The sequence below is a fragment of the Cellulomonas sp. P1_G12_2 genome, assembly GCF_056405535.1.
In genome coordinates this window covers 700,350-725,176 of sequence record NZ_JBFUBX010000001.1, presented here as the reverse complement: position 1 = coordinate 725,176, position 24,827 = coordinate 700,350, and the positions used below count along the sequence as shown (strand labels likewise).

The window sequence follows — 24,827 nt, the reverse complement described above, 5'->3', positions numbered from 1 at the left end:
CCTGTCGGGGTTCTCTGAGAGGATCGGCCCATGAGCCCGACGCCGCAGCGCCTGCAGATCACCGCGGCCTCGCCCGACCCCGCCCTCCTCGACCTGCCGTGGCACATCCCGCTGGAGGAGTGGCCGGCCGAGACGCTCGCCGCCCTGCCCCGCGGCATCTCCCGGCACATCGTGCGGTTCGCCAAGATGTCCGGCCGCGTGGTCGCGGTCAAGGAGATCGGCGAGACCGTGGCGTACCGCGAGTACGAGCTGCTGCGCCAGCTGCGCCGCCTGGACGTCCCGAGCGTCGAGCCCGTCGGGGTCATCACCGGACGCAGCGACGTCAACGGCGAGCGGCTCGAGGCGGTGCTGATCACCAAGCACCTGTCGTTCTCGCTCCCGTACCGCGCGCTGTTCAGCCAGTCCCTGCGCCCCGACACCGCCACGCGGCTCATCGACGCGCTCGCCGTGCTCCTGGTCCGGCTGCACCTGGTCGGCTTCTACTGGGGCGACGTGTCACTGTCGAACACCCTGTTCCGCCGCGACGCCGAGACGTTCGCCGCGTACCTGGTGGACGCCGAGACGGGCGACCTGCACGACAAGCTGTCCGACGGGCAGCGCGGCTACGACCTCGAGGTCGCCCGCGTGAACATCATCGGCGAGCTCATGGACCTGCAGGCCGGCGAGTTCCTCGAGGAGGACGTCGACGCCGTGGCCATCGGGGACGCCCTGGCCGAGCGGTACGGCGAGCTCTGGCGCGCCCTGACCGAGTCGGAGTCCTTCACGTTCGGCGACCGCTGGCGTGTGCAGGCCCGCATCGACCGGCTCAACGACCTCGGCTTCGACGTCGGCGAGCTCGACATCACCACGGACGTCGACGGCACCAGCGTGCGCATCCAGCCCAAGGTCGTCGACGCCGGGCACCACTCCCGCCGGCTCATGCGGCTCACCGGCCTCGACGTGCAGGAGAACCAGGCGCGCCGCCTGCTCAACGACCTCGACGAGTTCCGCGCCGCGACGGACCGCCAGCGGGACGACGAGTCGTTCGTCGCGCACGACTGGCTGACCGAGATCTTCGAGCCGGCCGTCCGCAGCGTGCCGCGGGACCTGCGCGGCAAGCTGGAGCCCGCGCAGATCTACCACGAGCTGCTCGACCACCGCTGGTACCTGTCGGAGCAGCAGGGCCGGGACGTGGCGATGAAGAACGCGGCGAAGAGCTACGTGAAGAACATCCTGCCGACGCGCCCCGACGAGCAGGCGATCCTCGGCGTGCAGCCCGGCGAGATCCCGGAGGGCGACCAGCTCATCGGCTGACGCGTCCCCTCACCTAGACGGCGCGCTGGCGGGACACCTCGAACAGGGCGATGCCCGCGGCGACGCCGGCGTTGAGCGACTCGACGGCCGACGTGATCGGGATGGACGCGATGGCGTCGCACTGCTCGCGGACCAGGCGCGACAGGCCCTTGCCCTCGGAGCCGACGACGAGCACGAGCGGGTCGGTGGCGTAGGGCAGGTCGGTGATCGACACGTCGCCGCCGCCGTCCAGGCCGACGACGAACACGCCCGCCGACTTCAGGCTCTGCAGGGTGCGCACCAGGTTGGTCACCCGGGCGACCGGCACGCGCGCGGCCGCGCCCGCGGAGACCTTCCACGCCGACGCGGTGACGCCGGCCGCGCGCCGCTCGGGCACGAGGACGCCGTGGGCGCCGAACGCCCCGGCGGACCGGAGCACTGCGCCGAGGTTGCGCGGGTCGGTGACGCCGTCGAGCGCGACGATGAGCGCCGGACGGTCCGACTCCGCGGCGGCGTCCAGGAGGTCGTCGTCGTCCGCGTAGGCGTACGGCGGCACCTGGATGGCGACACCCTGGTGGACCGAGCCGTCGGTCAGGCGGTCCAGCTCGGCGCGGCTGACCTCGAGGAGCGGGTAGTTCGAGTTGCCCGCGGCGCTGATGATCTCGCGGGTGCGGTCGTCGGCCTCGAGCCGCGAGGCGATGTAGACCGTGGACACCGGGATGCCGGCGCGCAGGGCCTCGACCACCGAGTTCCGTCCGGAGACGATCTCGTGCGTCGAGCTCTTGCGACCGCCCTTGGACCCGGCAGCGCTGCGGCTCGCCCCGGCCGACTGGCGACCGGACGTGCCGCGGGTGCCCGCGACCGCGCGCCGCTCGGCGGCGAGCTTCGCCTTGTGCGCGGGGTGGTACTCGCGGTCCTCGGCCTTCGGCGTCGGGCCGCGGCCTTCGAGCGAGCGCCGGTTCTTGCCGCCCGTGCCCGCGCTCGCGACCTTCTTGGAGCTGCCCTTGCGGACAGCCCCCCGACGCTCGGAGTTTCCAGCCATGTTCAGTTCTCCATTCGGTGGTCGAGCCGGGGCCCCGGAGGGCTCAGCTCTCCTCTGCTGTGTCGGTGCGCGCGGCGAGTGACCAGCGCGCTCCGGAAGACGAGTCCTCGACCACGATGCCGGCCGCGGCGAGGCGGTCCCGGATGGCGTCGGACGTGGCGAAGTCGCGGGCGGCGCGGGCCTGCGCGCGGGCCTCCAGCTCGGCGGCGACGACCGCCTCGAGCGCGCGGGCGTACCGGGCGTCGCTGCCGTGGGCGCGCCACTGGCTGCCGCCCGGGTCGAGGCCGAGCACGTCGAGCATCGCGCGCAGCACGACCATCGCGTCGCGGGACTCGCTCAGGTCACCGCGCGCGAGGGCGGAGTTGCCGGTCCGCAGGTGCTCGTGCACCACCGCGAGCGCGGCCGGCACGTTGAGGTCGTCGTTCATGGCCGCCACGAACTCGTCGGGCAGGGCGACCGCGGCCACCTCGGCGTCGTCGGCCACCCCGACCTTCTCGGCGGCACGCTCGACGAAGCCCGCCAGCCGGTCCCAGGTGGCCTCGGCCTCGCGCAGGGTGTCGTCGGTCCACTCGAGCATCGAGCTGTACTGCACGGCGGTCATCGCGTACCGCAGCACGGCCGCCCGCTCCTTGGCCAGCACGACGGTGACCAGCAGCCCGTTGCCGAGCGACTTGCTCATCTTGGAGCCGCCCTGCGTGACCCAGCCGTTGTGCAGCCAGTACTGCGCGAACCCGTAGCCGGCCGCGCGGGACTGGGCCTGCTCGTTCTCGTGGTGCGGGAACCGCAGGTCCAGACCGCCGCCGTGGATGTCGAAGGTGTCGCCGAGGTAGCGCTGCGCCATCGCGGAGCACTCCAGGTGCCAGCCGGGCCGACCGCGTCCGAACGGGGTGTCCCAGGCGGCCGTCTCCGGCTCACCCGGCTTCGCGGCCTTCCAGAGGGCGAAGTCACGGGGGTCGCGCTTGGCGGTGTCGTCGACGGTGCCGTCCGGCGCCGGGACCATGTCGTCCACGCGCTGGTTGGTCAGGGCGCCGTACTCCGGGTAGGAGCGGACGTCGAACCACACGTCGCCCGGGCCGGTCGTGTAGGCGTGGCCGGTCTCGACCAGGCGGTCCATGAGCTCGATCATCGCCGGCACGTGGCCGGTGGCGCGGGGCTCGTGGCTGGGGGGCAGCACGCCGAGCGCGTCGTAGGCCGCGCTGAACGCGCGCTCGTTCTCGGTCGCCCACGCCCACCACGGTTCACCGGCGTCGGCGGCCTTGGCCAGGATCTTGTCGTCGATGTCCGTCACGTTGCGCACCAGCGTCACGCGGTGCCCCGTGCGGCGCAGCCAGCGGACCAGCACGTCGAACGCGATGGCCGACCGCAGGTGCCCGATGTGCGGCGGCGCCTGCACCGTGGCCCCGCACAGGTAGATGCCCACCTCGTTCGGCACGAGCGGGACGAAGTCACGCACCGTCCGGGTCGCGGTGTCGAAGAGGCGCAGGGTCACCGGTCAAGGCTACCGGCGCGGAACCCCCGCGCCTTTCACACGCCGCCCAGCCCCAACGTCCGCGGATCCGAGCGCCCTGACGACCGAAGCTGCGGACGCTACGCCTGCACCCACCGGGACGTCCGACGATGCGAGCGCCCGGGCGACCGGATGCTCGGACGTCCCGGACTCAGCCGAAGGTGCGGTGCTCGCCGCGGTAGGTGGGGACCGTGGACTCGATCGTGGTGCCRCGGACCAGGTGCACCTGCTCGAAGCGCTCCATGACCTCGCCCGACTTGGCGTGCCGGAACCAGACCCGGTCCCCGATGCGCAGGTCGGCGTCGCCGGACAGCCGCAGCGGCGTCTGCACCTCGCCCGCCCCCTCGCGGCCGGTGAGCGCCAGCCCCGTCGGCCACACGGGCCTGGGCTGGCGGGACGCGGTAGGCGGACCGGAGGCGATGTAGCCGCCGCCGAACGCGGTCGCGTAGCCCTGGCCGGGGATGCGCACCACGTCGAGCCCGAAGAACGCGGCCGGCCGGGGGGTGAACGAGCGGTAGGCGTCGAACAGGGTCGGCACGAAGAGGCCGGAGCCCGCGGTGACCTCCGTGACCACCGGGTCCGCGGCACTCGACGCCACCGAGCCCGAGCCGCCGGAGTTCACCAGGGTCAGCTCGTGGCCGACGGCCGTCTGCACCGCGTCCACGACGGCGGCCCGGCGGACGGCCAGGTCCCGGATGGACAGGCGCTTGATCGCGCGGACGGCCGGGGACGAGTCGGGCAGCCCCGCGACCTGGGCCTCGTAGAACATGACACCGACCACGTCGACGCCGGACCGCCGGGCGATCGCCGCAGCCAGCACCCCCGCGTCGGACGCCGTGTGCACCGGGGAGCGCCGCACGCCCAGGTGCGCGACCACCGGCCCGAGCCGCAGCTTGAGCGAGGCGTCGACGTCGAGGCAGACGCGCAGCGTGGAGCCGTGCGCGTCCCCGGCGCGGGCGGCCAGCTCGACCTGCGCGACGTCGTCCACCATGAGAGTCACCGCGCGGGCGGCCACCGGGTCGGCGGCGAGGGCGTCGAGCGCCGCGGTGTCGACGCTCGGGTAGCCCAGCAGCACGTCGTCGACGCCCTGCGCCACGAGCCACAGCGCCTCGCGCACCGAGTAGGCCATCACGCCGGCGAACCCGGGCAGCGCGAGCACCCGCTCGAGCACGTGCCGCACCCGGACCGACTTGCTGGCGACGCGGATCGGGGTCCCGCCGGCCCGGCGCACCAGGTCGGCGGCGTTGGCGTCCAGGGCGTCGAGGTCCACCACCGCGAGGGGCGCGGGGAGGCCGGTCGTGGCCGCGTCGAGGCGGTCGCCGAGGGTGCGCGTCACGCACCGGCTCCCGAGTCGGCTGTGGCCGGTGTGCCGGCGTCGTGGGACACCCCGAAGCGTCCCGCGAGCACCGCCACGGCGACCACCAGGACGATCGGGACGAGGAAGCCGTAGTGCAGCGAGGACGTGCTGCCGATGGCACCCACCAGCACGCCGCCGAGCACCGCGCCCACGTAGTTGAAGATGTTCAGCCGCGCCACGACCGCGTCGGCGTGCCCGGGGGCGAGCGCTCCGGCGGCCGAGAAGCACAGGGGCGCGATGACACCGAGCCCGGCACCGGCGACCGCGAAGCCGACCAGCGCCGCCCAGGGCCCGGGTGCGGCGACGACGAGCACCAGCCCCAGGGCACCGACGATCGCCGCGACGCGCAGGACGATCACCCGACCCCACCGCCGCACCAGGGGATCGCCGGCCAGCCGGGAGCCCAGCGTGGTCGTGAGGTACGCGGCGTACCCGAGCGGCGCGAACGATGCGGCCGCGAGCAGCACGTCACCGAGGTAGATGGTGCTCCAGGTGGAGATCGCCGTGTCCGCGACGTAGTACGCGACCACCCCGAGCCCGAGCAGCAGCACGGCGCCCCACGGCACCACGGGCCGCTCGCCCGCACCGACCGGCACGGCCAGCGCCTCGTCGGGCCGGGCGACGCCGTCCGCGTGCACCCCCGCCGGCCCGCGACCCCGCCAGGCGTCCCGGAGCACCCAGCCGGCCGCGAGGCCTGCCACGAGCGTCCCCGACAGCAGAGCGAGCGCCACGGGATCGGTCGGCGTGCGGCCGGTGGTGACCGCGACCAGCACGGCTCCGACGATGCCGCCCGCCGACCACGAGGCGTAGAACCCGGTCAGCAGCGAACGCCCGTACTCGCGCTGGACCGCCACGGCCTGCATGTTGGTGCCGGCGTCGACCATGCCCAGCCCGACCCCGTAGACCGCGAAGCCGGCGCCCAGCAGGGCGAAGCCAGGCGCCACGGCAGCGACCACGACGGACGCCGCGACGATCACGAGGCCGGCCCCGAGGACCACCCGGCTCCCCCCGCGCGAGCGGGCCACCCGGTCGGCCACCAGCGTGCCGAGCGCAGCCATGACGCACACGCCGAGCACGACGAGCGTGATCTGCCCGTCGTCGAGGCCGTACCGGTCCTTGAACCCCTCGAGGCTGGTGAGGAGCACCGCGTAGACGAAGCCTTGTGCGGCGAACCCGGCGGACGTGGCGACGCGGGCGCGACGAATCACCGTGGACACAGTCGGCACGGTCGGCGAGGGAACGGTCACGCCGGAGTCGCGGCGGCGTCGCCGGCGTCCGCGCCGACGGGTGCGAGCGCGACGGGCACCGCCATCGTCGACAAGTACCGGCCGAAGGCCAGCAGCCCCGCGCGCGCAGCCTCCGAGTCGCCGTCCACGAGCCACGCCAGGGAGTACCCGTCGATCACGGCGACCACCGTGCGCGCGAGGTCGCCGCGCGGCAGCGACCAGCCGACGTGCGCGGTCCGCTCGACGAGGTCCAGCACCTGCTCCGCGGCCGCCCACTGACCGCGGTACTGCTCGATGGCGACCTGGTTGAGCTCGGAGTGCCGCAGCGACGACGTGGTGAGCTCGTAGCTGAGCAGCTGCGGTCCGCGGGACTCCCGGATGCCGGTCCACAGGGCGTCCAGCACACCCTCGATGACGGTGTCCGGGTCGTCGACCTGGTCGGGGAGCTCGCCGAGGCTCCGCTCGAGGTTGGCGGTCGTGATGGCGTGCGCCATGGCGCGGAGGAGCTCGTCCTTGTCCTGGAAGCAGTAGTGCACGACTCCCAGCGAGACACCCGCCTCGGCGGCGACGGCGCGCACGGTGGCGGCATCGATGCCGTCCCGGCTCGCGACGGCGAGCGCAGCCTCGATCAGCTGCTCGCGTCTCTCGGCCACAGGCAAGCGGTTCATGACAGGGTCCCCTCCCTCTGGCGACGGCCCCACCGGCCACCCCCGACCGGCAGACGAGGCCAATGCCTCCCCCACCACACAGTTCAATAGCACTTGTCACGATAGTCAAGGACTTTGAGCACTTGACTTGGACAATCGACCAGTACGATGGTTCACCAGTATGGGACGATCGTCGGCCGCTGGCACCTGGCAGAACTGGGCCCGCACCGCGCGCGCGACGCCCCGCCGCGTCCAGCACCCCCGTGACCTGGGAGAACTCGTCGCAGCGGTCCGTCAGGGGTCTCGCGACGGGCTCGGCGTCCGGGCGGTGGGCGGCGGGCACTCCTTCACCCCCGTCGCGGTCACCGAGGGCGTCCAGATCCGTCTCGACGCGTTCGACGCGTTCGAGCGTGTCGCGCCCCGGCCGGACGGTACTTCGCACGTCACCGTCGGCGCGGGGATCCGGTTGGGCGCGCTGAACACCCTGCTGGCCGAGCACGGCCTGGCCATGCGCAACCTGGGCGACATCGACAAGCAGTCCATCGCCGGCGCGATCTCGACGGGAACGCACGGCACCGGCGCCCTGCTCGGCGGGCTCGCGACGCAGGTCGTCGGCGCCCGGCTGGTGACAGCGACCGGTGACGTGGTCGAGACCTCCCCCACCCGGCACCCCGAGCTGTTCGAGCTGGCCCGCCTGGGCCTCGGCAGCGTGGGCGTGCTCGCGGCCGTCACGCTCGAGGTGGTGCCCGCGTACCGGCTGGAGGCCCGCGAGGAGCCGTGGCCGCTGGAGGACGTCCTCGAGCGGCTGGACGGTCCGGACGGACTCGTCGAGGGCAACGACCACTTCGAGTTCTACTGGTTCCCGCACACCCGCCGCGCGCTCACCAAGCGCAACAACCGCGTGCCCGACCACGACGTGCGCCCGCTGCACCCGGTGCGGGGCTGGGTCGACGACGAGCTGCTGTCCAACGCCCTGTTCTCCGTGGCCAACGGCATCGCCACCCTCGCCCCGTCGACCACGGCCTCGATCAACGAGTTCGCTGCGCGTGCGCTGTCCTCGCGGCGCTACACCGCTCCGTCCGCCGAGGTCTTCGTCTCCCCGCGGCGCGTGCGGTTCCGCGAGATGGAGTACGCGATCCCGCGCGAGGACCTCGTGCCGGTGCTGCGGGAGATCGACGCGTGGATCGAGGGCAGCGGCGAGCGCGTCCCGTTCCCGGTCGAGGTGCGGTTCGCCGCCGCGGACGACCTGTGGCTCTCGACGGCGCACGGGCGCGAGACCGCGTACGTCGCCGTGCACCAGTACCTGCGCCTGCCGTTCGCCCGGTACTTCGCCGCGGTCGAGCGGATCGTCGCCCAGGTGGGCGGCCGCCCGCACTGGGGCAAGATGCACTGGCTCGAGGCCGAGCGGCTCGGGGAGCTCTACCCGCGCTTCGCCGACGCCCAGCGCGTCCGTGCGGAGGCGGACCCGGAGGGCGTCTTCAGCAACCCCTACCTCGACCGGCTGCTCGGGCACCACCGGCCACCGACCTCCCGGGCGGCCTAGCGCCGCGCGACCGTCGAGCCGCGGATCACCAGGCGGCCGGCCACGTACTCGGTACCCGATCCGATGTCGACACCGTCGAGCGCGGCGAACACCCGCTGCGCGGCGGTGCGGCCGAGCTGCTGCAGGTTGGCGTCGATGCTGGTCAGCTCCGGGCGGGCGTTGGTGGTCAGCACCTCCCAGTTGTCGAACCCCATGACCGCGACGTCGTCGGGCACCGTCCGGCCGAGGTCGCGGGCCGTGTCGAGCGCGCCGCGGGAGATCTGGTCGGACCCGCAGAGCACGGCGTCGATCTCGGGGTGCCGGGTCAGCAGCACCGCGGCGGCGTCGCGCCCCCAGCGCTCGGACCACTCGCTGTACATGACGTCGCCGACCAGCTCGAGACCGGCCGCGTGCAGGGCCGCCTGGACGCCGTCGGCGCGGTCGCGGGCGGCCGCGTAGGCGCGCTCGCCGGTGATGTGGGCGATCCGGGTGCGCCCGCAGGCCACCAGGTGCTCGACCGCGAGCCGCCCGGCGCTCACGTTGTCGGGGGTGATCGACAGGTCGGAGGGGTCGTCGGAGGGCGCGTAGGCGTAGACCACGGGCACCGGGATGTCGTGGCCGAGCGACGGGCGGGGGTCGGTCTGCCGACCGACGACGATGAGCCCGTCCACGCGCCGGCTGAGCAGGGCCCGCAGGTGGTACTGCTCGCGGATGGTGTCACCGCGGGCGTCGCAGAGGAACACGTTGACCTGGCCCGCGCCGAACGCGTCCTCCGCGCCCATGAGGATCGGGATGACGAACCGGCCCTCGAGGTCGCTGGTGAGCAGACCGACCGTGCCGGTGCGGCCGGCGAGCAGGCCACGGGCCAGCGGGTTTGGGGTGAACGACAGCCGTTCCGCGGCCTCGACCACGCGCTGGCGAGTGCTGTCCTTCACCTGGTCGCGGCCGTTGAGGGCCTTCGAGGCGGTCGCGACGGAGACGCCGGCGAGGCGGGCGACGTCCGTGAGGGTCACCGCGCGAGCGGGTTCTGAGCGTGCCACGGGACCACCTCCTCGTGCTTCCTCGTGCCGTTCGTGATCGAACTGTAACTGCCGCACCCCGTTGACGCGCCAGCCCCGCCCAACTATGTTCAGAAAACCTTTTCGGTGAGTTTCGGGAAACGGTCGGTTCCTCGGGCCGTCGTCGACGTGCACGTCATGACGTCGTCGGCTCGAGATGGACCCGCTTGTTCCGCCTCCTCGGACTCGCTCACCGACAAGGGTTTCGCCCCTGGACCCCCGCGGTGCCGACGACGGCACCCGCTCGACGAAGAGCACGAGGAGATGCCCATGAGGATCACCCGCACCCGATCGGCCCGCCTGGCCGCCGGGATCGTGACGGCCGGCCTGCTGGTCGGCCTGGCGGCGTGCAGCAGTGCCGACGACAACGGCGACGAGGGTGCGGCCGTCACGGCCGGCCCCGACGGGACCGACGACGGCACCACGCTCACGCTCTGGACCCGCGCCCCCCTGGAGAAGCAGGCCAAGCTCCTGGTCCAGGCCTACAACGACTCGCACGAGAACCAGGTCGAGCTGACCGTCGTGCCCAACGACGACTACGTCGCCAAGGTCGGCGCCGCCGCCGGCTCGGACGGCCTGCCGGACCTGTTCGCCGCCGACATCGTCTACGTGCCCAACTGGGTGCAACAGGGCCTGTTCCAGGACCTGACCACGCAGATCGACGGGCTGGAGTTCAAGGACGAGATCAACAAGGGGCACCTCGCGGCCGGGACCGCCGACGGCAAGGAGCACGTGCTGCCGTTCGTGCTCGACCTGTCGATGCTGTTCTGGAACAAGGACCTGTTCGCCGAGGCCGGGCTCGACCCGGAGAAGGCACCCGCGAACATGGCCGAGTACGCCGAGGCGGCCAAGGCGGTCCAGGCGCTCAACAAGCCGGACACCTACGGCACGGCCACCGGCCTCAACTGCGGCGGCTGCCTGGTGTTCACCTGGTTCCCGTCGGTCTGGGCGGACGGCGAGCAGGTCATGAGCGAGGACGGCACCGAGTCGCTGCTCAACAGCGACACGGCCAAGGAGATCTACTCCACCTGGAAGGACCTCTGGGACTCCGGCGCGGTGCTCCCGTCGTCCGAGGACGAGGCGGGTCCGACGTGGACCGCGGGCTTCACCGAGGGCAAGGTCGGCCTGATGTTCTACCCGGCCACGCTGCTGTCGTCGACCACCGGTTTCGACGTCGGCGTCGCCGGCATCCCCGGACCCGAGGGCGGCGCCTCCACGTTCGTCGGCGGTGACGGCATCGGCGTCTCCAAGGACTCCGAGAACGCGGCCCAGGCCTGGAACTTCCTGTCCTGGATGATGTCCGAGGACGCGCAGGTCGAGGTGCTGGCCAAGAACAACGACGTGGTGTCGCGCTCCGACCTCGCGGACAACGAGTACGCCGCCAAGGACCCCCGCCTGGTGACCATCAACGAGGTCGCCGGACAGGGTGACACCCCCGTCGCGCTCAACTTCCAGCAGGCGTTCAACGCGCCGAGCAGCCCCTGGCTGACCCTGGTGCGCGGCGCGGTCCTCGGCGACGGGGCGAACGTCGACGCGGACAACGACGAGATCACGGCGGTGCTCGGGCAGTAGCCCGTGACCGGTGGGGTGCCGTAGGGCACTGCGGCACCCCACCTCCCGCCCGACCGACCACGCTCGAGAGGTTCCTCCGATGACCGTCCAGACGGCCACCAGCCCGGCACCGCCCCCCACCCGCAGACGCACCAACGGCCACCGCCTGCGCGGCTGGGCGTACGCCTCACCGACCGCCCTGTTCGTCCTCGTCCTGTTCGTGGTGCCGCTGGGCCTCGTGTTCCGGATGAGCGCGTCGAAGTGGCCGCTGCTGTCGGGCGACCAGGGGATCAACTTCCCCGACAACTTCACCGCTGCGGTCGACAACCGGTTCTTCGTCGACTCCGTCTTGTTCACGCTGAAGTACACGATCCTGGCGACCATCCTGCTGATCGCGCTCGGCCTCGGGCTGGCGCTCATGGTGCAGGAGTCGTCGCGCTGGAAGGGTCTGCTGCGCACCTCGTTCCTGGTGCCCAGCGCGCTCGGCCTGGCGTCCGCGTCGCTGCTGTTCTACGTCCTGTACTCGCCGCTGGCCGGCCCGCTGGCGCCCTTCATGGAGCGTATGGGCTGGAGCTTCCTCGGCTCGCCCGACGCCGCTCTCGCGTCGACCCTGTTCCTCATCGTGTGGCGGTACGCCGGCTTCTACATGCTGCTCATGCTCGTGGGGCTGCAGTCGATCCCCGGCGACATCTACGAGGCGGCCCGCATGGACGGCGCCAACCGGTGGCACACGTTCAGCAAGATCACGATCCCGCTGCTGAAGCCGACCCTCGCGCTGACCACGATCCTGTGCGTCACCGGGTCGCTGCTGGCGTTCGAGCAGTTCTACATCCTCACCAAGGGCGGCCCGGACAACAGCACGATCACCGTGGTCCAGCTCATCTACTCGGTCGCGTTCCAGGGCCAGAACGACCTGGGCGTCGCCGCGGCGCTCTCCGTGCTCGTGCTGGCCGCGCTCGTGGTCATCAACGTGGTCCAGCTCCGCGCGTTCCGCGGCTCGGACGAGAGCTGAGGGGCCGACATGACCATCGCCACCGTCACGCACGCGGACCCCACCGCGGAGCTGCCCCCGGTCCGCCGGTCCGCTCCGCCGACCACGATCGCCGGCCTCGCGCTGCGCACGCCCTTCTGGGTCTTCTCCGGCGCGCTCGCCGTGATCTTCCTGTTCCCGCTGGTCTGGACGTCGGTGGCCTCGGTGTCGCCGAAGCCGGGCACGGGTCAGGTCGACGGCTGGGGCTTCGGCAACTACGTCACGCTCGCCCACTACCAGGCGGGCATCTGGCAGTACCTGGCCAACTCGGTGATCGTCTCCGGGTTGTGCGTGATCCTCACGCTCGCCATCTCGACGCTCGGCGGGTACGCGTTCGCGCGGTTCCGGTTCCCGGGCCGCAACGCCCTGTTCATGCTCACGCTGGCCATCCTCATGGTCCCGTACGCCACCCTGCTGATCCCGCTCTACGTGCTGCTCAACACGCTCGGCCTGCAGAACTCCCTGGTCGGCGTGGCCCTCGTGCTCACCATGTTCCAGCTGCCGTTCTCCACGTTCATGATGCGCATCTCGTTCGAGTCGATCCCCCGGGAGCTCGACGAGGCCGCCATGGTGGACGGCTGCTCGTCGTTCTCCGCCCTGTGGCGGGTGCTGCTGCCGGCGGTCCGTCAGGGACTGATCACCGTCGGGCTGTTCGCGTTCCTGGCCGCCTGGAACGACTTCTTCGCGCCCCTGATCCTCATCAACGACTCCAACAAGCTGACGCTGCCGCTCGCGGTGGCCAACCTGCGCGTGCAGGTGCAGGGCGTCGTGGACTACGGCGCCACCGAGGCGGGCGTCGTCGTGCTGGCGCTTCCCTGCATCGTGCTCTTCCTCCTGCTCCAACGACACTACGTGCGCGGCTTCATGTCGGGCGCGCTCAAGGGATGACGATGACCACCACCACCACGACCGCCGCCACCCCCGTCGCCCCGTCCCACGGCACGCTGCGCCCCCTCGGGCTCGACGAGGTGCAGGTCACGGGCGGCTTCTGGGCGCAGCGGCAGGCCGTCAACGCCACCGCGAGCCTCGCGCACATCGAGCACTGGATGGAGCGCGAGGGCTGGATCGGCAACTTCGACCGGGCCGTGGCGGGCACGCTCCCGTTGGACCGCGGCGGCCGGGAGTTCTCCGACTCGGAGGTCTACAAGCTGCTCGAGGCGATGGCGTGGGAGATCGGCCGGACCGACGACGCCGACCTCGACCGGCGCTTCCGGGCGCTCGTCGGGCGCATCGGCGCGGCGCAGGAGCCCGACGGCTACCTCAACACCATGTTCGGCCGGACGGGGCAGCGCCCCCGGTACAGCGACCTGGAGTGGGGCCACGAGCTCTACTGCTACGGCCACCTGTTCCAGGCCGCGGTGGCGCGGGCCCGCACGCGTCCGGACGCCGACGACGGGCTGCTGGCGATCGCCCGCCGCGCGGCCGACCACGTGGTCGAGGCGTTCGGACCGGACGGCATCGCGTCCGTGTGCGGGCACGCCGAGATCGAGCCGGCGCTGGCCGAGCTGGGCCGGGCGACCGGTGACCGGCGGTACGTCGACCAGGCCGCGCTGTTCGTCGAGCGCCGCGGCACCGGGACCCTGGCCGACATCGAGCTCGGCCGCGCCTACTACCAGGACGACGTGCCGGTGGTGCGGGCGACCGTCCTGCGCGGGCACGCCGTCCGGGCCAACTACCTGGCCGCGGGCGCGGTGGACGTGGCGGTCGAGACCGACGACCACGAGCTGCTCACCGCGCTGACCACCCAGTGGGAGAACACGGTCGCCCGCCGCACCTACGTCACGGGCGGGCAGGGGTCCCAGCACGAGGGCGAGGCGTTCAGCGACGACTTCGTCCTGCCGCCGGACCGCGCGTACTCCGAGACCTGCGCCGGCGTCGGCTCCGTGATGTTCTCGTGGCGCCTGCTCCTCGCGCAGGGCCTGCCGCGCTATGCCGACCTCATCGAGCGCACCCTGTTCAACGTCGTGGCCACGTCCCCGTCCCACGCCGGCACCGAGTTCTACTACACGAACACGCTGCACCAGCGGGTCCCCGGCACGGTCCCGCCGACGGACGTCGCGAGCCCCCGGGCCTCGTCGTCGCTGCGCGCGCCGTGGTTCGCCGTGTCGTGCTGCCCGCCCAACGTCGCCCGCACGCTCGCCAGCCTCGCGGCCTACGTGGCCACCACCGACGACGACGGCGTCCAGCTGCACCAGTACGCGCCGTCCCGCATCCGCACGAGCCTGGCCGACGGTCGCCGCGTCGAGCTCGACGTCGAGACGGAGTACCCCCGCGACGGCGTCGTGCGGGTGAGCGTCGTGGCCACCGAGGACCGGCCCTGGACGCTGAGCCTGCGGGTGCCCGCGTGGGCGCAGGGCGCGACGCTGGTCACGCCCGAGGGTGAGCAGGCGGCACCGGCCGGGACGGTGGGGGTCACGCGACGGTTCGCCGCGGGCGACGTGGTCGAGCTGCGCCTGCCGATGGCGCCCCGGGTGTCGGGCGCGGACCCGCGCATCGACGCGGTCCGCGGCTGCGTCGTCGTGGAGCGCGGACCCGAGGTGCTCTGCGTCGAGTCGGTCGACCTGGCGGGCGGGGCCGACGTCGCGAGCCTCCGGCTGCGTGGCGTGCGGGAGTCGGACGGCAGGGTGCTCGCGTCCGTGCTGACCACGGCGTACGACGACGCCGACTGGCCCTACGGCGACCGCGCCGAGCCGGATGGCGCCACCACCGAGGTGCCGCTCATCCCGTACCACGACTGGGCGAACCGGGGTCCGTCGACCATGCGGGTGTGGCTCCCGCTGGCGTGAGGCGCGACGATCACCCGAGGGGGTGATCCCATCCCTCGGGACGGCCCTGCTCTGGCCCTGGGACGCGCGACAGGTGCAGAGTGTGCCGGTGGCACTCACCAGCAGGGCCGTCGTCGCTACCGCGTACGGCGGACCGGAAGTCCTCCGCCTCATCGACGTCTCCCCGGGCGACCCCGGCCCCGGCAACGTGCTCGTCGAGGTCAAGGCCGCCGGGGTCAACCCGACCGACTGGAAGGGCTACGCGGGCGCTTACGGCACCGACCCCTCCAAGCTGCCGATGCGGCTGGGCTACGAGGTGTCCGGCGTGGTCAGCGCCGTCGGGCCGTCGGTGCGCTGGCTGTCACCGGGCGACGAGGTCATCGCGTGGCGCGTGCGCGGCGGCTACGCGGACCGGATCATCGTGTCCGAGCAGGTCACCGTCCGTCGGCCGCCCGCCCTCGACTGGCCCGCCGCCTCCGGGCTGCTGCTGGCGGGAGCGACGGCCGTGCACACCCTGAGCGCGACCGGCACCCACGACGGCGACGTGGTGCTGGTGCACGGTGGCTCGGGCGGTGTCGGTCGCATGGTCGTCCAGCTGGCGATCCTGCGCGGCGCCCAGGTGATCGCCACCGCGTCCCCGTGGCACCACGACGACCTCAAGGCGCTCGGCGCGACGCCCGTCGCGTACGGCCAGGGCCTGCTCGACCGGGTGCACGAGGTCGCCCGGCACTCCGGGCACGTGACGGTGGCGATCGACTGCGTCGGCACCGACGAGGCCCTGGACACGTCGGTCGCGGTGGTCGCGGACCGGCAGCGGGTGGCGACGATCGCGGGGTTCGGCCGCGCGGCCGACCTGGGCATCAGGGCCCTCGGCGGCGGTCCCGGCGCGGACCCGGGGACCGCGGTGCGCGAGGCCGCCCGTGCGCAGCTGGCGGAGCTGGCGGCCGACGGCACGCTGGACGTCCGGGTGGCGAAGACCTACCCGCTCTCCGAGGTCGCGCAGGCCCACCGGGACGGCATGGCGGGCCACTCGGCCGGCAAGCTCGTGCTGGTGCCCTAGACGCGGCTCAGAGCGGGTTCAGAACGGCAGCGGCGGTGGCGTGTCGGTGATCTCGCGGCGGTGGTGGTCGTCGAGCTCGCGCAGACCGGCGCTGGTGGCCTCGAGCACGTCGAGCGGGACACGGACCCGGATCCGGATCGCCTGGACCCCGTTGTCCCGTGCGGGCAGGGGGTTCTGGTGGAGCGCTCCCACCACCGGGAGCAGCTCGGTCTGGGCGTCCGACGACTGTGTCACGCCGGGGACGGTACCCGGACATCAGACCGGACGCCACCCCTGATTTCGGACACCCGGCTCACCTGGCCGCAGACGCGGCGTCGTCAGGCGACATCGATCTCCGCGGCGAGCGCACGGAGCTCGTCCAGCACCCGCCGGACCACCAGGCGCTCGGCGCGGTCGCGGCGCAGCAGCGCGTCGATCCGCCGCCCCGCACGGACGCCCGCGAGCGGGACGAGGCGCACCTGCGCCCCGCCGCCGAACGTGTAGCGGGGCAGCAGGGACACGCCGTGCCCGGCCGCGACCAGGGCCTCGACCACGTGGAAGTCGTTGACGCGGTGCGCGATGCGCGGTGCCGCCCCGGACTGCGCACCGACGGCGCCGAGCACGCCCGCGACCGGGAAGCCCTCGCGCACGGCGATCCAGGACAGGTCCCGCAGGTCCTCCGGGCGGACCTCGGCTCGGTCGGCCAGCGGGTGGTCGGGCGGGACGGCGAGATCGAGCGGCTCGCGCAGCAGCGGCACCACCAGGACGCCCTGGGCGGCCCAGCCCGCGCCGTCGTCGGGCCGGTGCGCCACCACCACGTCCATCCGGTCGGTGAGCGCCACGAAGTCGTCCTGCGCCACGTCCTCGTCGGTGCACTCGAGCGTGATCCCGTCGATGGACGCGACCCGCGTCAGCAGTGCCGGCAGCAGCAGCTGCGCGCCGCTCTGGAACGCCGACACCCGCACCACGCCCTGCGGTCGTGCCACGAACTCGTCGCACGCGGCCCGCGCCCGTTCCAGGGCCACCGCGACGTCGACCGCGGCCGCGGCGAGCGCCTCCCCCGCGGGCGTGAGCCGCACCCCGCGACCCACACGTTCGGTGAGCGGCACGCCGACCTCGCGCTGCAGGAGCGCCACCTGCTGCGAGACCGCCGACGGGGTCACGTGCAGGACGGCCGCGGCGGCCGTGACCCCGCCCTGGGTGCCCACCGCACGGAGCGTCTCGAGTCCCCGCGGATCCATGTAGCGACGCTACATCGTTTCGTCAGTTCTTTTCGCTGGTGCTGCACGGTACGCAGACCGCATGCTCGGTCCATGCCCGCCCGCGACCGCCTCCTCGCCGCCCTCGTCGCGGTGTGCTGGGGCCTGAACTTCCCCGCGATCCACCTGTCGCTGGAGCAGTTCCCCCCGTTCTTCCTGGTCGCGCTCCGGTTCGCCCTCATCGCCGTCCCGACCCTCCTGCTGGTCCCCCGGCCGACCGCCCCCTGGCGGTGGATCGGCCTGTACGGCCTCGGGTTCGGCGTCCTGCAGTTCGTCTTCCTGTACCTGGCGATGTCGAGCGGCATGCCGACCGGCCTGGCGTCGCTGGTGCTGCAGTCGTCGGCCCCGTTCACCGTGGTGCTCGCGGGGGTGTTCCTGCGCGAGCGGATCACCGCGCGGCAGGGCGTCGGCATCCTGCTCGCGGTGGCCGGCCTGGGCGGGATCGCCGCGCACCGGGCCGGGCTCGACGGCGGCGCCACGCTGGTCCCCGTGCTGCTCACGCTGTGCGGCGGCCTGGGCTGGGCGGTCGGCAACCTGGGCAACCGCCGTGCCGTGCAGGCGCAGCCGGGCGAGCCGTTCCGGCTCATGCTCTGGATGTCCGTGGTGCCGCCGCTGCCGCTGCTCGCGCTCTCGCTCGTCGTCGAGGGTCCTGCGCGGATCGCGGGATCGTTCCAGGGGCTCGGCACCACCCAGGGGCTGCTCGCACTGGGTGGTCTGGTCTTCACGGTCGTGGTGGCGACCCTGGTCGGCTCCGGGCTGTGGACCACGCTCATGGGCCGGCACCCGTCCAGCACGGTGGCGCCGTTCTCGATGCTCGTGCCCGTCGTGGGCATCGGGGCGTCCTGGCTGCTCCTGCGGGAGCGCACGTCGGTCACCGAGCTGGCGTGGGGTGCCCTCGTGATCGCCGGCGTGCTGCTGGGCAGCACAGGCCGGCGTCAGACCACCAGTGCCGTGGCGATCGCGGCGACGCCCTCGCCGCGGCCGGTGAGCCCCAGCCCGTCGGTCGTGGTGGCCGAGACGCTCACGGGTGCCCCCGCGGCCGCCGACAGCGCAGCCTCCGCCTCCGCCCGCCGCTGACCGATCTTCGGCCGGTTCCCGATCACCTGGACCGTGACGTTGCCGATGGTGAACCCCGCCGCGCGTACGCGGCGCGCCGCCTCGCCCAGCAGAGCACCCCCGGCCGCGCCGGCCCATTCGGGCTCCGACGTGCCGAAGTTCGACCCGAGGTCGCCCAGGCCGGCCGCGGACAGCAGGGCGTCGGCGGCGGCGTGCGCGGCGACGTCCGCGTCGGAGTGCCCCGCCAGCGGACGCTCCCCCGGCCAGGACAGCCCCGCGAGGTGCAGGACGGCGTCCGGCGCGGGATCGGGGTCGTAGGCGTGCACGTCGACGCCGATCCCGGTGCGGGGCAGGGTGCTCACTCGGCGCTCTCCGTCGGCAGGGCGGCGATCGCGAGATCGCGCGCGGTGGTGATCTTGGCCGCGCGCTCGTCGCCCGCGACCACCCAGACGGGCTCGCCGAGCCGCTCGACCAGGCCGGCGTCGTCGGAGGCGGCCAGCGCCTCGTCGTGCGCGTGCTCGGCACCCGACGCGTGGGCGCGCAGGAGCAGCTCGCGGGTGAACCCCTGCGGCGTCTGGATGGCCCGCAGCTCGGCGCGGGGGACGGTCTCGAGCACCGGCTCGACGAGGACGCCGCGGTGCGGGGCGACGCGCTTGATGGTGTCCGTGACCAGCAGCCCGGGCACGACGGCCGGATGCCCGTCGCGCACGGCCTCGATCACCCGCTCGACCAGGGACGCGGGCGCGAGCGGGCGCGCGGCGTCGTGCACGAGCACCACGTCCACGTCGGCGCCACGGGGATCGGCCACGAGCGCGGCGAGCCCGACGGCGACCGACGCCTGCCGGGTGGCACCACCCGCGACGACGAGGAGCGCGACCTCGTCGGACAGCGGCCCCAGTTCGCGCTCGATGGCGGCGAGGTGGAAGGCGGGCGCGGTGACCACCAGCACCCGGACGCGATCGTCGCCCGCCGCGCGCGCTGCCAGCAGGTTGCGGGCGGCGTGCGCGACGAGCGACTGACCCTCCAGAGGCACCAGTGCCTTCGGGAGGGGATGACCGAGCCTGCTGCCGCTCCCGGCGGCAGTCAGGACTGCAGCGACGCTCACCTGTGTGGCGGCGTCAGGACGCGAGGACCTCGTCGAGGATCGCTTCGGCCTTCTCCTCTTCGGTGTGCTCGGCGAGTGCGAGCTCCGACACGAGGATCTGGCGGGCCTTGGCGAGCATGCGCTTCTCGCCCGCAGACAGGCCACGGTCGGCGTCCCGGCGCGAGAGGTCGCGCACGACCTCCGCCACCTTGATGACGTCACCCGACGCGAGCTTCTCGAGGTTCGCCTTGTAACGACGGGACCAGTTGGTCGGCTCTTCGGTGTACGGCGCCCGGAGGACCTCGAACACCTTGTCGAGACCTTCCTGACCCACCACGTCACGCACGCCCACCAGATCGACGTTCTCAGCCGGGACCTCGATGGTGAGATCTCCCTGAGCGACCTTGAGCTTGAGGTAGAGCTTGTCCTCTCCGCGGATGGTCCTGGTCTTGATCTCTTCGATCAATGCCGCACCGTGGTGCGGGTAGACAACGGTCTCCCCAACAGTGAAAGTCATCTGCAGGTGTCCCCTTTCGCAGAGGGGTATCTTATCACGCCGATTTTCGCCTTTTGCCGCGTGATTACGGCCATCCGCGCAGGTCAAGCGCCCATCGCCGCAGACCGACGACGAGCGCCGTCCGGGCTGTCCCGCAGCCGGGCGGACCCCCGTGCGGCGGCTAGGCTGGCCCTCGGACGGACACCCCGTCGATCGCCCGCAGTGCCCGACGCCCCGAGGAGTCATCGTGACCTCGCCCCGCCCCCGCACCCTCCGGGTTGCCGCCCTCACCACCGGCCTCGCCGTCGCGGGGCTCGTGCTCGCCGGTTGCTCCGCGACCAACCCGATGACCACCGAGGACCAGTACTCCGCCTCCGACGGCGTCCGCGTGACGCTCGGTGACGTGCGCGCGTCGAACCTCCTGGTGCTCTCCGCGGCCGAGGGCGACGTCGGCTCCATGCAGGGCGGGCTGGTCAACCAGAGCAGCGAGGACCGCACGGTCACGCTGGCCGTCGGCGACGAGGAGACGACCGTCGAGCTGGGCCCGAAGGAGACCGTGCTGCTCGGTACCGGGCGCGGGTCCGAGGACGGGTTCGCCGAGGTGACGTTCCCTGCCGTCGACGTCCCGCCGGGCGGCCTGGTGGAGGTGACCGTCTCCACGCCCGAGGCCGGCTCGATCGTGGTCGAGGTGCCCGTGCTCGACGGCACCCTCCCCGAGTACGCCTCCGCGGTGCCCACCACCGACAGCTGACCGCACGACAGAAGGGGCCGTCGGCGAACCGGCGGCCCCTTCTGCGTGCGTCTGCTCAGCCGAAGCGGCCCGAGATGTAGTCCTCCGTGGCCTGCACGCGCGGCGAGGAGAAGATCGTCGACGTCTCGTCGATCTCCACCAGCCGGCCCGGCTCCCCGGTTGCGGCGAGGTTGAAGAACGCCGTCCGGTCCGAGACGCGGGCCGCCTGCTGCATGTTGTGCGTGACGATCACGATCGTGTAGTCCGACTTGAGCTCGGCGATGAGGTCCTCGATCGCCAGCGTGGAGATCGGGTCCAGGGCCGAGCACGGCTCGTCCATGAGGAGCACCTGAGGCTTCACGGCGATCGCGCGCGCGATGCACAGGCGCTGCTGCTGCCCGCCCGAGAGGCCGGAACCGGGGCGGTTCAGCCGGTCCTTCACCTCGTTCCAGAGGTTCGCGTGGCGCAGCGACTGCTCGACGATGTCGTCGGCGGCGCTCTTCGAGATGCGCTTGTTGTTGAGCTTGATGCCCGCCAGCACGTTCTCCGCGATCGACATCGTCGGGAACGGGTTGGGGCGCTGGAACACCATGCCCACCTGACGGCGGACCGCGACGGGGTCGATGTCGGAGCCGTACAGGTCCACGCCGTCCATCGCGACGCTGCCCTGCACGTGCGCGCCGGGGATGACCTCGTGCATGCGGTTCAGCGTCCGCAGGAAGGTCGACTTCCCGCAGCCGGACGGGCCGATGAAGGCGGTGACCGAGCGGGGCTCGACCGACATCTCCACGTCAGCCACGGCCTTGAACTCGCCGTAGAAGATGTTCAGGTCCTTGACGTCGATGCGCTGTGCCATGGGAGGTGTCTTTCAGCCGAGGTTCTTGGGGGCGAAGAAGCGGGTGATCAGGCGGCCGATCAGGTTGAGCAGCATGACGATGAGGATCAGCGTCAGCGCGGCGGCCCAGGCCCGGTCGTAGTTGATCGTCGGGATGCAGTCGGTGGCGCCGGGCGTGCAGGGCACCAGACCCTGCGAGTACTGCCGGTACACGTAGACAGGGAGCGTCATCATGCGGCCCTCGAACAGGTTGAAGTTGATCGAGTCGATGACGCCGACGGTGATGAGCAGCGGGGCGGTCTCCCCGATGACCCGGGCGATCGCGAGCGTGATGCCGGTGCCGATGCCGGCCACCGCGGTGCGCAGCACGACCTTGATGACCACCAGCCACCGCGGCACGCCCAGGGCGAGGGCCGCCTCGCGCAGCTCGTTGGGCACCAGCCGCAGCATCTCCTCGCAGGAGCGCACCACCACCGGGATCATCAGCACGCTCAGGGCGACCGAGCCGACGGCACCCATCCGGATGCCGGGACCGAGGATCACGGCGAACAGCGCGTACGCGAACAGGCCCGCGACGATCGACGGGATGCCGGTCATCACGTCGACGAAGAACGTCACCCACCGCGCCAGCTGTCCGCGCCCGTACTCGACGAGGTAGATGGCGGCGAGCAGACCGATCGGCACGGAGATGAGCGTCGCGAAGAGCGTGATCTCCAGGGTGCCGATGATCGCGTGGTAGATGCCACCGGCGTCCATGCCGCCGTACACCCCGCGCATCGAGTGCGTGAGGAAGTACATGTTGAAGCGCTCGATGCCGTTGACCAGCACCGTCCACGAGACGGAGACCAGCGGGAGCATCGCGATCACGAACGCGCCGACGATCAGCACGCGCATGACCCGGTCGGTGCGGTGGCGGCGCGGGTCGACCTGCCGCAGCAGAGCGCGGAGCTCGCTGTTGTCGACGGTAGGGGCGGTCATCAGTTCGCTCCCGAGAAGTCCTTGCGGCGCGCGACGATCGCGCGGGCGGCCATGTTGACGATCAGGGTGATGACGAACAGCGCGAGACCCGTCGCGATCAGGGCGGAGACGCCCAGCGGGTTGGCCTCGGGGAACTGGGCGGCGATGTTGGCCGCGATCGTCTGCTGCTGACCGGCCTCGAGCAGGTGGAACGAGTAGAGGAACCCGGGCGACAGGATCATGAGCACGGCCATCGTCTCGCCGAGCGCGCGGCCCAGGCCGAGCATCGCGGCGGAGACGATGCCCGAGCGGGCGAAGGGCAGCACGGCGACCCGGATCATCTCCCACCGGGTGGCGCCGAGCGCGAGCGCGGCCTCCTCGTGCAGGCGCGGGGTCTGCAGGAACACCTCGCGGCTGACCGCGGTGATGATCGGCAGGATCATCACGGCGAGCACGATGCCGACGGTCATGAGCACGCGGGCGGTCGGGGAGACCGTCCCGCCGAAGAGCGGGATGAAGCCGAGGTACTCGTTGAGCCACGCCCAGATCGGCTTGACCATCGGGGCGAGCACCAGGCCGCCCCACAGGCCGTAGACGACCGAGGGGATGGCGGCGAGCAGGTCCACCAGGTAGCCGAGGCCGGAGGCCAGCCGGCGCGGTGCGTAGTGCGAGGTGAACAGCGCGATGCCGAGCGCGATCGGTGTCGCGATCACCAGGGCGAGCGCCGCGGCGAGGATCGTGCCGAAGATCAGCGGGCCGACGAAGTCGAGCAGCGACGTGGCGTCGCCCATCCAGGAGACCTTCTCGGTCAGCTCGGCGGCCGGCGTGGCGAGCGCGGGCCAGGCGCGCAGCACCAGGAACGCGGCGACCGCCACCAGCACCAGGAGGATGAGCGCTCCCGCTGCCGTGGCGGTCCACCGGAACAGCCGGCTGGCGCCCCGGTCGACCACGCGGGTACGACGACGCCGCACGGGCGCCGGCGCGAGCGTCGGGCTCTGCGTCGGCGTCGGCGGGCTCTGGGTGCTGGTCACTTCTCTCCTGCGTCTCGTCGTGGGTCGTGCGTCCGCSGGTGGCGGGCCCGTCTCCCCCCGGGACGGGCCCGCCACCGGCGGGGTCGTGCAACGTGCGTCAGGCCGCCGCGGTGATCGCGTCGATCGCGGCCTGGACGTCCGTGCGGAGCGCGTCGGACAGCGGCGCGGAACCCGCGGCCTCCTCGGCGGCGGACTGGCCCTCGGCGCTGACGACGTAGCTGAGGAAGCCCTTGACCAGGTCGGCCTTCTCGGCGGTGTCGTACTGGAGGCACGCCACGCCGTACGAGATCAGGATCAGCGGGTAGGCGCCGGCCTGGGTCGTCTCGCGGTCGATCTTGATGACGATGTCGTGCTCGGCACGCTCGTCGTCACGCGGGGAGGCGTCGACCGCAGCGGCCGCACCCTCCTCGGACGGGGCCACCCACTCCTCGCCGACCTTGATGCTGGCCACGCCGAGCGTGCCGACCGCCGAGTTGTCCGCGTACGCGATGGTGCCGTCCGCTCCCTGGACCGCCTGGATGACGCCCGAGGTGCCCTGCGCCGACTCACCGGTCTGGAACGGCCAGTTGCCGTCGGCCTCGTACGTCCACGCGCCACCGGACGCCTTGGCCAGGTAGTCGGTGAAGTTCTTCGTGGTGCCCGACTCGTCGGAGCGGTGCACCGGCGTGATCGCCGTGGCCGGGAGCGTGGCGTCGGGGTTCTCCGCCGCGATCTCGGGTGCGTCCCAGGTGGTGATCTTGTTGTCGAAGATCCCCGCGATGGTGGCGGCCGACAGGTTGAGCTCGGTGACGCCCTCGAGGTTGAACACGACCGCGATCGGGCTGATGTAGACAGGCAGGTCGATGGCCTCGGTGGTGCAGATGGCCTTGGCCGACTCGAGCTCCTCGGCGTTCAGCGCCGAGTCGGAGCCGGCGAAGTCGACGGAGCCGTCGAGGAACTGCGTGCGACCGCCGCCGGAGCCGACCGGGTCGTAGTTGATGTTGACGTCAGGGTTCGCGCTCTGGAAGCCGGCGCGCCAGGCGTCCATCGCCTTCTCCTGCGACGTGGCGCCGGCGCCGTTCAGGTCACCGCTGAGCGTGCTCTGCGCGGGGGCGTCCGTGGTGTCGCCGGACCCGGTCGGGTCGTCCGATCCGCAGGCCGCGAGGGAGAGGGCGAGCGCGCCGGTGAGGGCGATCGCGCCGATCCGGCCGTGGAGGGAGAGCTTCACTGTGTTCCGTCCTGTCGATCAGGTGCGCACCGATGTGTGCGCGGCGATGCTGACGGTAGGAAGCCGACGTGACCAGGTGGGCGGCTGCGGGTGAACCCCAGGTGAACGATGGCGGTACAGCACGACGCCCCACGCACCGGATCGGTGGGCGGGGCG

At 72.5% G+C, this 24,827-nt stretch carries 23 protein-coding genes and 1 pseudogene; 9 read left to right on the top strand and 15 right to left on the bottom strand.

All coding sequences use genetic code 11. The features are described 5' to 3' along the window. Window positions 1–30 precede the first annotated feature (30 nt). Window positions 31–1,293 (top strand): DUF4032 domain-containing protein, encoded by a 1,263-nt coding sequence (locus tag AC1DXT_RS03525; protein WP_477059974.1) that lies wholly within the window; start codon window positions 31–33, stop codon window positions 1,291–1,293. A 13-nt stretch (window positions 1,294–1,306) separates the two neighbouring features. Here the strand turns inward: AC1DXT_RS03525 and rlmB are convergent, their stop codons facing one another. From rlmB to AC1DXT_RS03500, 5 genes are all read right to left on the bottom strand, one after another. Beyond that, window positions 1,307–2,314 (bottom strand): 23S rRNA (guanosine(2251)-2'-O)-methyltransferase RlmB, encoded by a 1,008-nt coding sequence (gene rlmB, locus AC1DXT_RS03520; RefSeq protein ID WP_477059973.1) that lies wholly within the window; start codon window positions 2,312–2,314, stop codon window positions 1,307–1,309. Window positions 2,315–2,357: 43 nt separating this feature from the next. Beyond that, window positions 2,358–3,803 (bottom strand): cysteine--tRNA ligase, encoded by a 1,446-nt coding sequence (gene cysS / locus AC1DXT_RS03515; RefSeq protein WP_477059972.1) that lies wholly within the window; start codon window positions 3,801–3,803, stop codon window positions 2,358–2,360. Window positions 3,804–3,972: 169 nt separating this feature from the next. Next, window positions 3,973–5,157: an alanine racemase gene (locus tag AC1DXT_RS03510; RefSeq protein WP_477059971.1), complete on the bottom strand. Its 1,185-nt coding sequence runs from the start codon at window positions 5,155–5,157 to the stop codon at window positions 3,973–3,975. Continuing rightward, window positions 5,154–6,395, bottom strand: a complete 1,242-nt coding sequence (locus AC1DXT_RS03505; RefSeq protein ID WP_477059970.1) for an MFS transporter — start codon at window positions 6,393–6,395, stop codon at window positions 5,154–5,156. Before AC1DXT_RS03505 ends, AC1DXT_RS03510 begins: the two co-directional genes overlap by 4 nt. Before the next feature lie 26 nt (window positions 6,396–6,421). Continuing rightward, the gene (locus tag AC1DXT_RS03500) at window positions 6,422–7,072 is read right to left on the bottom strand and encodes a TetR/AcrR family transcriptional regulator (protein WP_477059969.1); all 651 of its coding nucleotides are present in this window, start codon (window positions 7,070–7,072) and stop codon (window positions 6,422–6,424) included. Window positions 7,073–7,232: 160 nt separating this feature from the next. Between AC1DXT_RS03500 and AC1DXT_RS03495 the strand changes: the two genes are divergently transcribed. After that, on the top strand, window positions 7,233–8,594 hold the full coding sequence (locus AC1DXT_RS03495) for a D-arabinono-1,4-lactone oxidase (protein ID WP_477059968.1): 1,362 nt from the start codon (window positions 7,233–7,235) through the stop codon (window positions 8,592–8,594). On the opposite strand, the gene AC1DXT_RS03490 is transcribed toward AC1DXT_RS03495, so the two are convergent. Further along, complete coding sequence (locus AC1DXT_RS03490) at window positions 8,591–9,613, bottom strand: LacI family DNA-binding transcriptional regulator (protein ID WP_477059967.1); 1,023 nt, start codon at window positions 9,611–9,613, stop codon at window positions 8,591–8,593. The two genes, AC1DXT_RS03495 and AC1DXT_RS03490, sit on opposite strands and share 4 nt — an antisense overlap. Window positions 9,614–9,901: 288 nt before the next feature. On the opposite strand from AC1DXT_RS03490, the gene AC1DXT_RS03485 reads away from it, so the two are divergent. The 5 genes from AC1DXT_RS03485 to AC1DXT_RS03465 all read left to right on the top strand — a co-directional run bounded on the left by AC1DXT_RS03485 (window position 9,902) and on the right by AC1DXT_RS03465 (window position 16,037). Further along, a complete protein-coding gene (locus AC1DXT_RS03485) occupies window positions 9,902–11,203 on the top strand; it encodes an ABC transporter substrate-binding protein (RefSeq protein ID WP_477059966.1) in 1,302 nt (433 codons plus the stop codon). Window positions 11,204–11,282: 79 nt separating this feature from the next. Then, window positions 11,283–12,194 carry a carbohydrate ABC transporter permease gene (locus tag AC1DXT_RS03480; protein ID WP_477059965.1) on the top strand — a complete coding sequence of 304 codons (912 nt, stop codon included), beginning with the start codon at window positions 11,283–11,285 and terminating at the stop codon, window positions 12,192–12,194. 9 nt (window positions 12,195–12,203) lie between these two features. Continuing rightward, window positions 12,204–13,100 carry a carbohydrate ABC transporter permease gene (locus AC1DXT_RS03475; protein ID WP_477059964.1) on the top strand — a complete coding sequence of 299 codons (897 nt, stop codon included), beginning with the start codon at window positions 12,204–12,206 and terminating at the stop codon, window positions 13,098–13,100. Further along, window positions 13,097–14,998, top strand: a complete 1,902-nt coding sequence (locus AC1DXT_RS03470; protein WP_477059963.1) for a glycoside hydrolase family 127 protein — start codon at window positions 13,097–13,099, stop codon at window positions 14,996–14,998. The genes AC1DXT_RS03475 and AC1DXT_RS03470 overlap by 4 nt, the downstream gene beginning before the upstream one ends. An 88-nt stretch (window positions 14,999–15,086) precedes the next feature. Further along, window positions 15,087–16,037, top strand: a complete 951-nt coding sequence (locus AC1DXT_RS03465; protein WP_477059962.1) for a quinone oxidoreductase family protein — start codon at window positions 15,087–15,089, stop codon at window positions 16,035–16,037. 18 nt (window positions 16,038–16,055) lie between these two features. On the opposite strand, the gene AC1DXT_RS03460 is transcribed toward AC1DXT_RS03465, so the two are convergent. Continuing rightward, window positions 16,056–16,271: a hypothetical protein gene (locus AC1DXT_RS03460; protein ID WP_421742154.1), complete on the bottom strand. Its 216-nt coding sequence runs from the start codon at window positions 16,269–16,271 to the stop codon at window positions 16,056–16,058. 83 nt (window positions 16,272–16,354) lie between these two features. Then, window positions 16,355–17,257: a LysR family transcriptional regulator gene (locus AC1DXT_RS03455; RefSeq protein WP_477059961.1), complete on the bottom strand. Its 903-nt coding sequence runs from the start codon at window positions 17,255–17,257 to the stop codon at window positions 16,355–16,357. 72 nt (window positions 17,258–17,329) lie between these two features. Between AC1DXT_RS03455 and AC1DXT_RS03450 the strand changes: the two genes are divergently transcribed. Further along, the gene (locus tag AC1DXT_RS03450; protein ID WP_477059960.1) at window positions 17,330–18,352 is read left to right on the top strand and encodes an EamA family transporter; all 1,023 of its coding nucleotides are present in this window, start codon (window positions 17,330–17,332) and stop codon (window positions 18,350–18,352) included. Here the strand turns inward: AC1DXT_RS03450 and AC1DXT_RS03445 are convergent. From AC1DXT_RS03445 to AC1DXT_RS03435, 3 genes and pseudogenes are all read right to left on the bottom strand, one after another. Further along, window positions 18,274–18,657: pseudogene (locus tag AC1DXT_RS03445) on the bottom strand (2-C-methyl-D-erythritol 2,4-cyclodiphosphate synthase); the annotation flags it as partial. The gene AC1DXT_RS03450 and the pseudogene AC1DXT_RS03445 sit on opposite strands and share 79 nt — an antisense overlap. A 32-nt stretch (window positions 18,658–18,689) precedes the next feature. Further along, window positions 18,690–19,436, bottom strand: coding sequence for a 2-C-methyl-D-erythritol 4-phosphate cytidylyltransferase (gene ispD / locus AC1DXT_RS03440; RefSeq protein ID WP_477059959.1), 747 nt, complete (start codon window positions 19,434–19,436; stop codon window positions 18,690–18,692). Window positions 19,437–19,449: 13 nt separating this feature from the next. After that, window positions 19,450–19,932, bottom strand: coding sequence for a CarD family transcriptional regulator (locus AC1DXT_RS03435; RefSeq protein ID WP_055916922.1), 483 nt, complete (start codon window positions 19,930–19,932; stop codon window positions 19,450–19,452). A 226-nt stretch (window positions 19,933–20,158) separates the two neighbouring features. On the opposite strand from AC1DXT_RS03435, the gene AC1DXT_RS03430 reads away from it, so the two are divergent. Beyond that, window positions 20,159–20,662, top strand: coding sequence for a hypothetical protein (locus tag AC1DXT_RS03430; protein WP_477059958.1), 504 nt, complete (start codon window positions 20,159–20,161; stop codon window positions 20,660–20,662). Window positions 20,663–20,717: 55 nt separating this feature from the next. On the opposite strand, the gene pstB is transcribed toward AC1DXT_RS03430, so the two are convergent. The 4 genes from pstB to pstS form a co-directional block, all read right to left on the bottom strand. Continuing rightward, window positions 20,718–21,497: a phosphate ABC transporter ATP-binding protein PstB gene (pstB, locus tag AC1DXT_RS03425; RefSeq protein WP_477059957.1), complete on the bottom strand. Its 780-nt coding sequence runs from the start codon at window positions 21,495–21,497 to the stop codon at window positions 20,718–20,720. A 12-nt stretch (window positions 21,498–21,509) separates the two neighbouring features. Next, window positions 21,510–22,454, bottom strand: coding sequence for a phosphate ABC transporter permease PstA (gene pstA / locus AC1DXT_RS03420; protein WP_477059956.1), 945 nt, complete (start codon window positions 22,452–22,454; stop codon window positions 21,510–21,512). Beyond that, window positions 22,454–23,464 carry a phosphate ABC transporter permease subunit PstC gene (gene pstC / locus AC1DXT_RS03415; protein WP_057208412.1) on the bottom strand — a complete coding sequence of 337 codons (1,011 nt, stop codon included), beginning with the start codon at window positions 23,462–23,464 and terminating at the stop codon, window positions 22,454–22,456. Before pstC ends, pstA begins: the two co-directional genes overlap by 1 nt. Window positions 23,465–23,561: 97 nt before the next feature. After that, entirely contained in the window at window positions 23,562–24,671 is a 1,110-nt protein-coding gene (gene pstS, locus AC1DXT_RS03410; RefSeq protein WP_477059955.1) for a phosphate ABC transporter substrate-binding protein PstS, read from the bottom strand. Window positions 24,672–24,827 lie beyond the last annotated feature (156 nt).

Excerpts from the sequence above, each read along its gene's own strand:
- AC1DXT_RS03525 (WP_477059974.1), top strand. The coding sequence starts at position 31 with ATGAGCCCGACGCCGCAGCGCCTGCAGATCACCGCGGCCTCGCCCGAC.
- rlmB (WP_477059973.1), bottom strand. The coding sequence starts at position 2,314 with ATGGCTGGAAACTCCGAGCGTCGGGGGGCTGTCCGCAAGGGCAGCTCC.
- AC1DXT_RS03500 (WP_477059969.1), bottom strand. The coding sequence starts at position 7,072 with ATGAACCGCTTGCCTGTGGCCGAGAGACGCGAGCAGCTGATCGAGGCT.
- AC1DXT_RS03495 (WP_477059968.1), top strand. The coding sequence starts at position 7,233 with ATGGGACGATCGTCGGCCGCTGGCACCTGGCAGAACTGGGCCCGCACC.
- AC1DXT_RS03485 (WP_477059966.1), top strand. The coding sequence starts at position 9,902 with ATGAGGATCACCCGCACCCGATCGGCCCGCCTGGCCGCCGGGATCGTG.
- AC1DXT_RS03480 (WP_477059965.1), top strand. The coding sequence starts at position 11,283 with ATGACCGTCCAGACGGCCACCAGCCCGGCACCGCCCCCCACCCGCAGA.
- AC1DXT_RS03475 (WP_477059964.1), top strand. The coding sequence starts at position 12,204 with ATGACCATCGCCACCGTCACGCACGCGGACCCCACCGCGGAGCTGCCC.
- AC1DXT_RS03470 (WP_477059963.1), top strand. The coding sequence starts at position 13,097 with ATGACGATGACCACCACCACCACGACCGCCGCCACCCCCGTCGCCCCG.
- AC1DXT_RS03455 (WP_477059961.1), bottom strand. The coding sequence starts at position 17,257 with ATGGATCCGCGGGGACTCGAGACGCTCCGTGCGGTGGGCACCCAGGGC.
- AC1DXT_RS03450 (WP_477059960.1), top strand. The coding sequence starts at position 17,330 with ATGCCCGCCCGCGACCGCCTCCTCGCCGCCCTCGTCGCGGTGTGCTGG.
- AC1DXT_RS03435 (WP_055916922.1), bottom strand. The coding sequence starts at position 19,932 with ATGACTTTCACTGTTGGGGAGACCGTTGTCTACCCGCACCACGGTGCG.
- pstB (WP_477059957.1), bottom strand. The coding sequence starts at position 21,497 with ATGGCACAGCGCATCGACGTCAAGGACCTGAACATCTTCTACGGCGAG.
- pstA (WP_477059956.1), bottom strand. The coding sequence starts at position 22,454 with ATGACCGCCCCTACCGTCGACAACAGCGAGCTCCGCGCTCTGCTGCGG.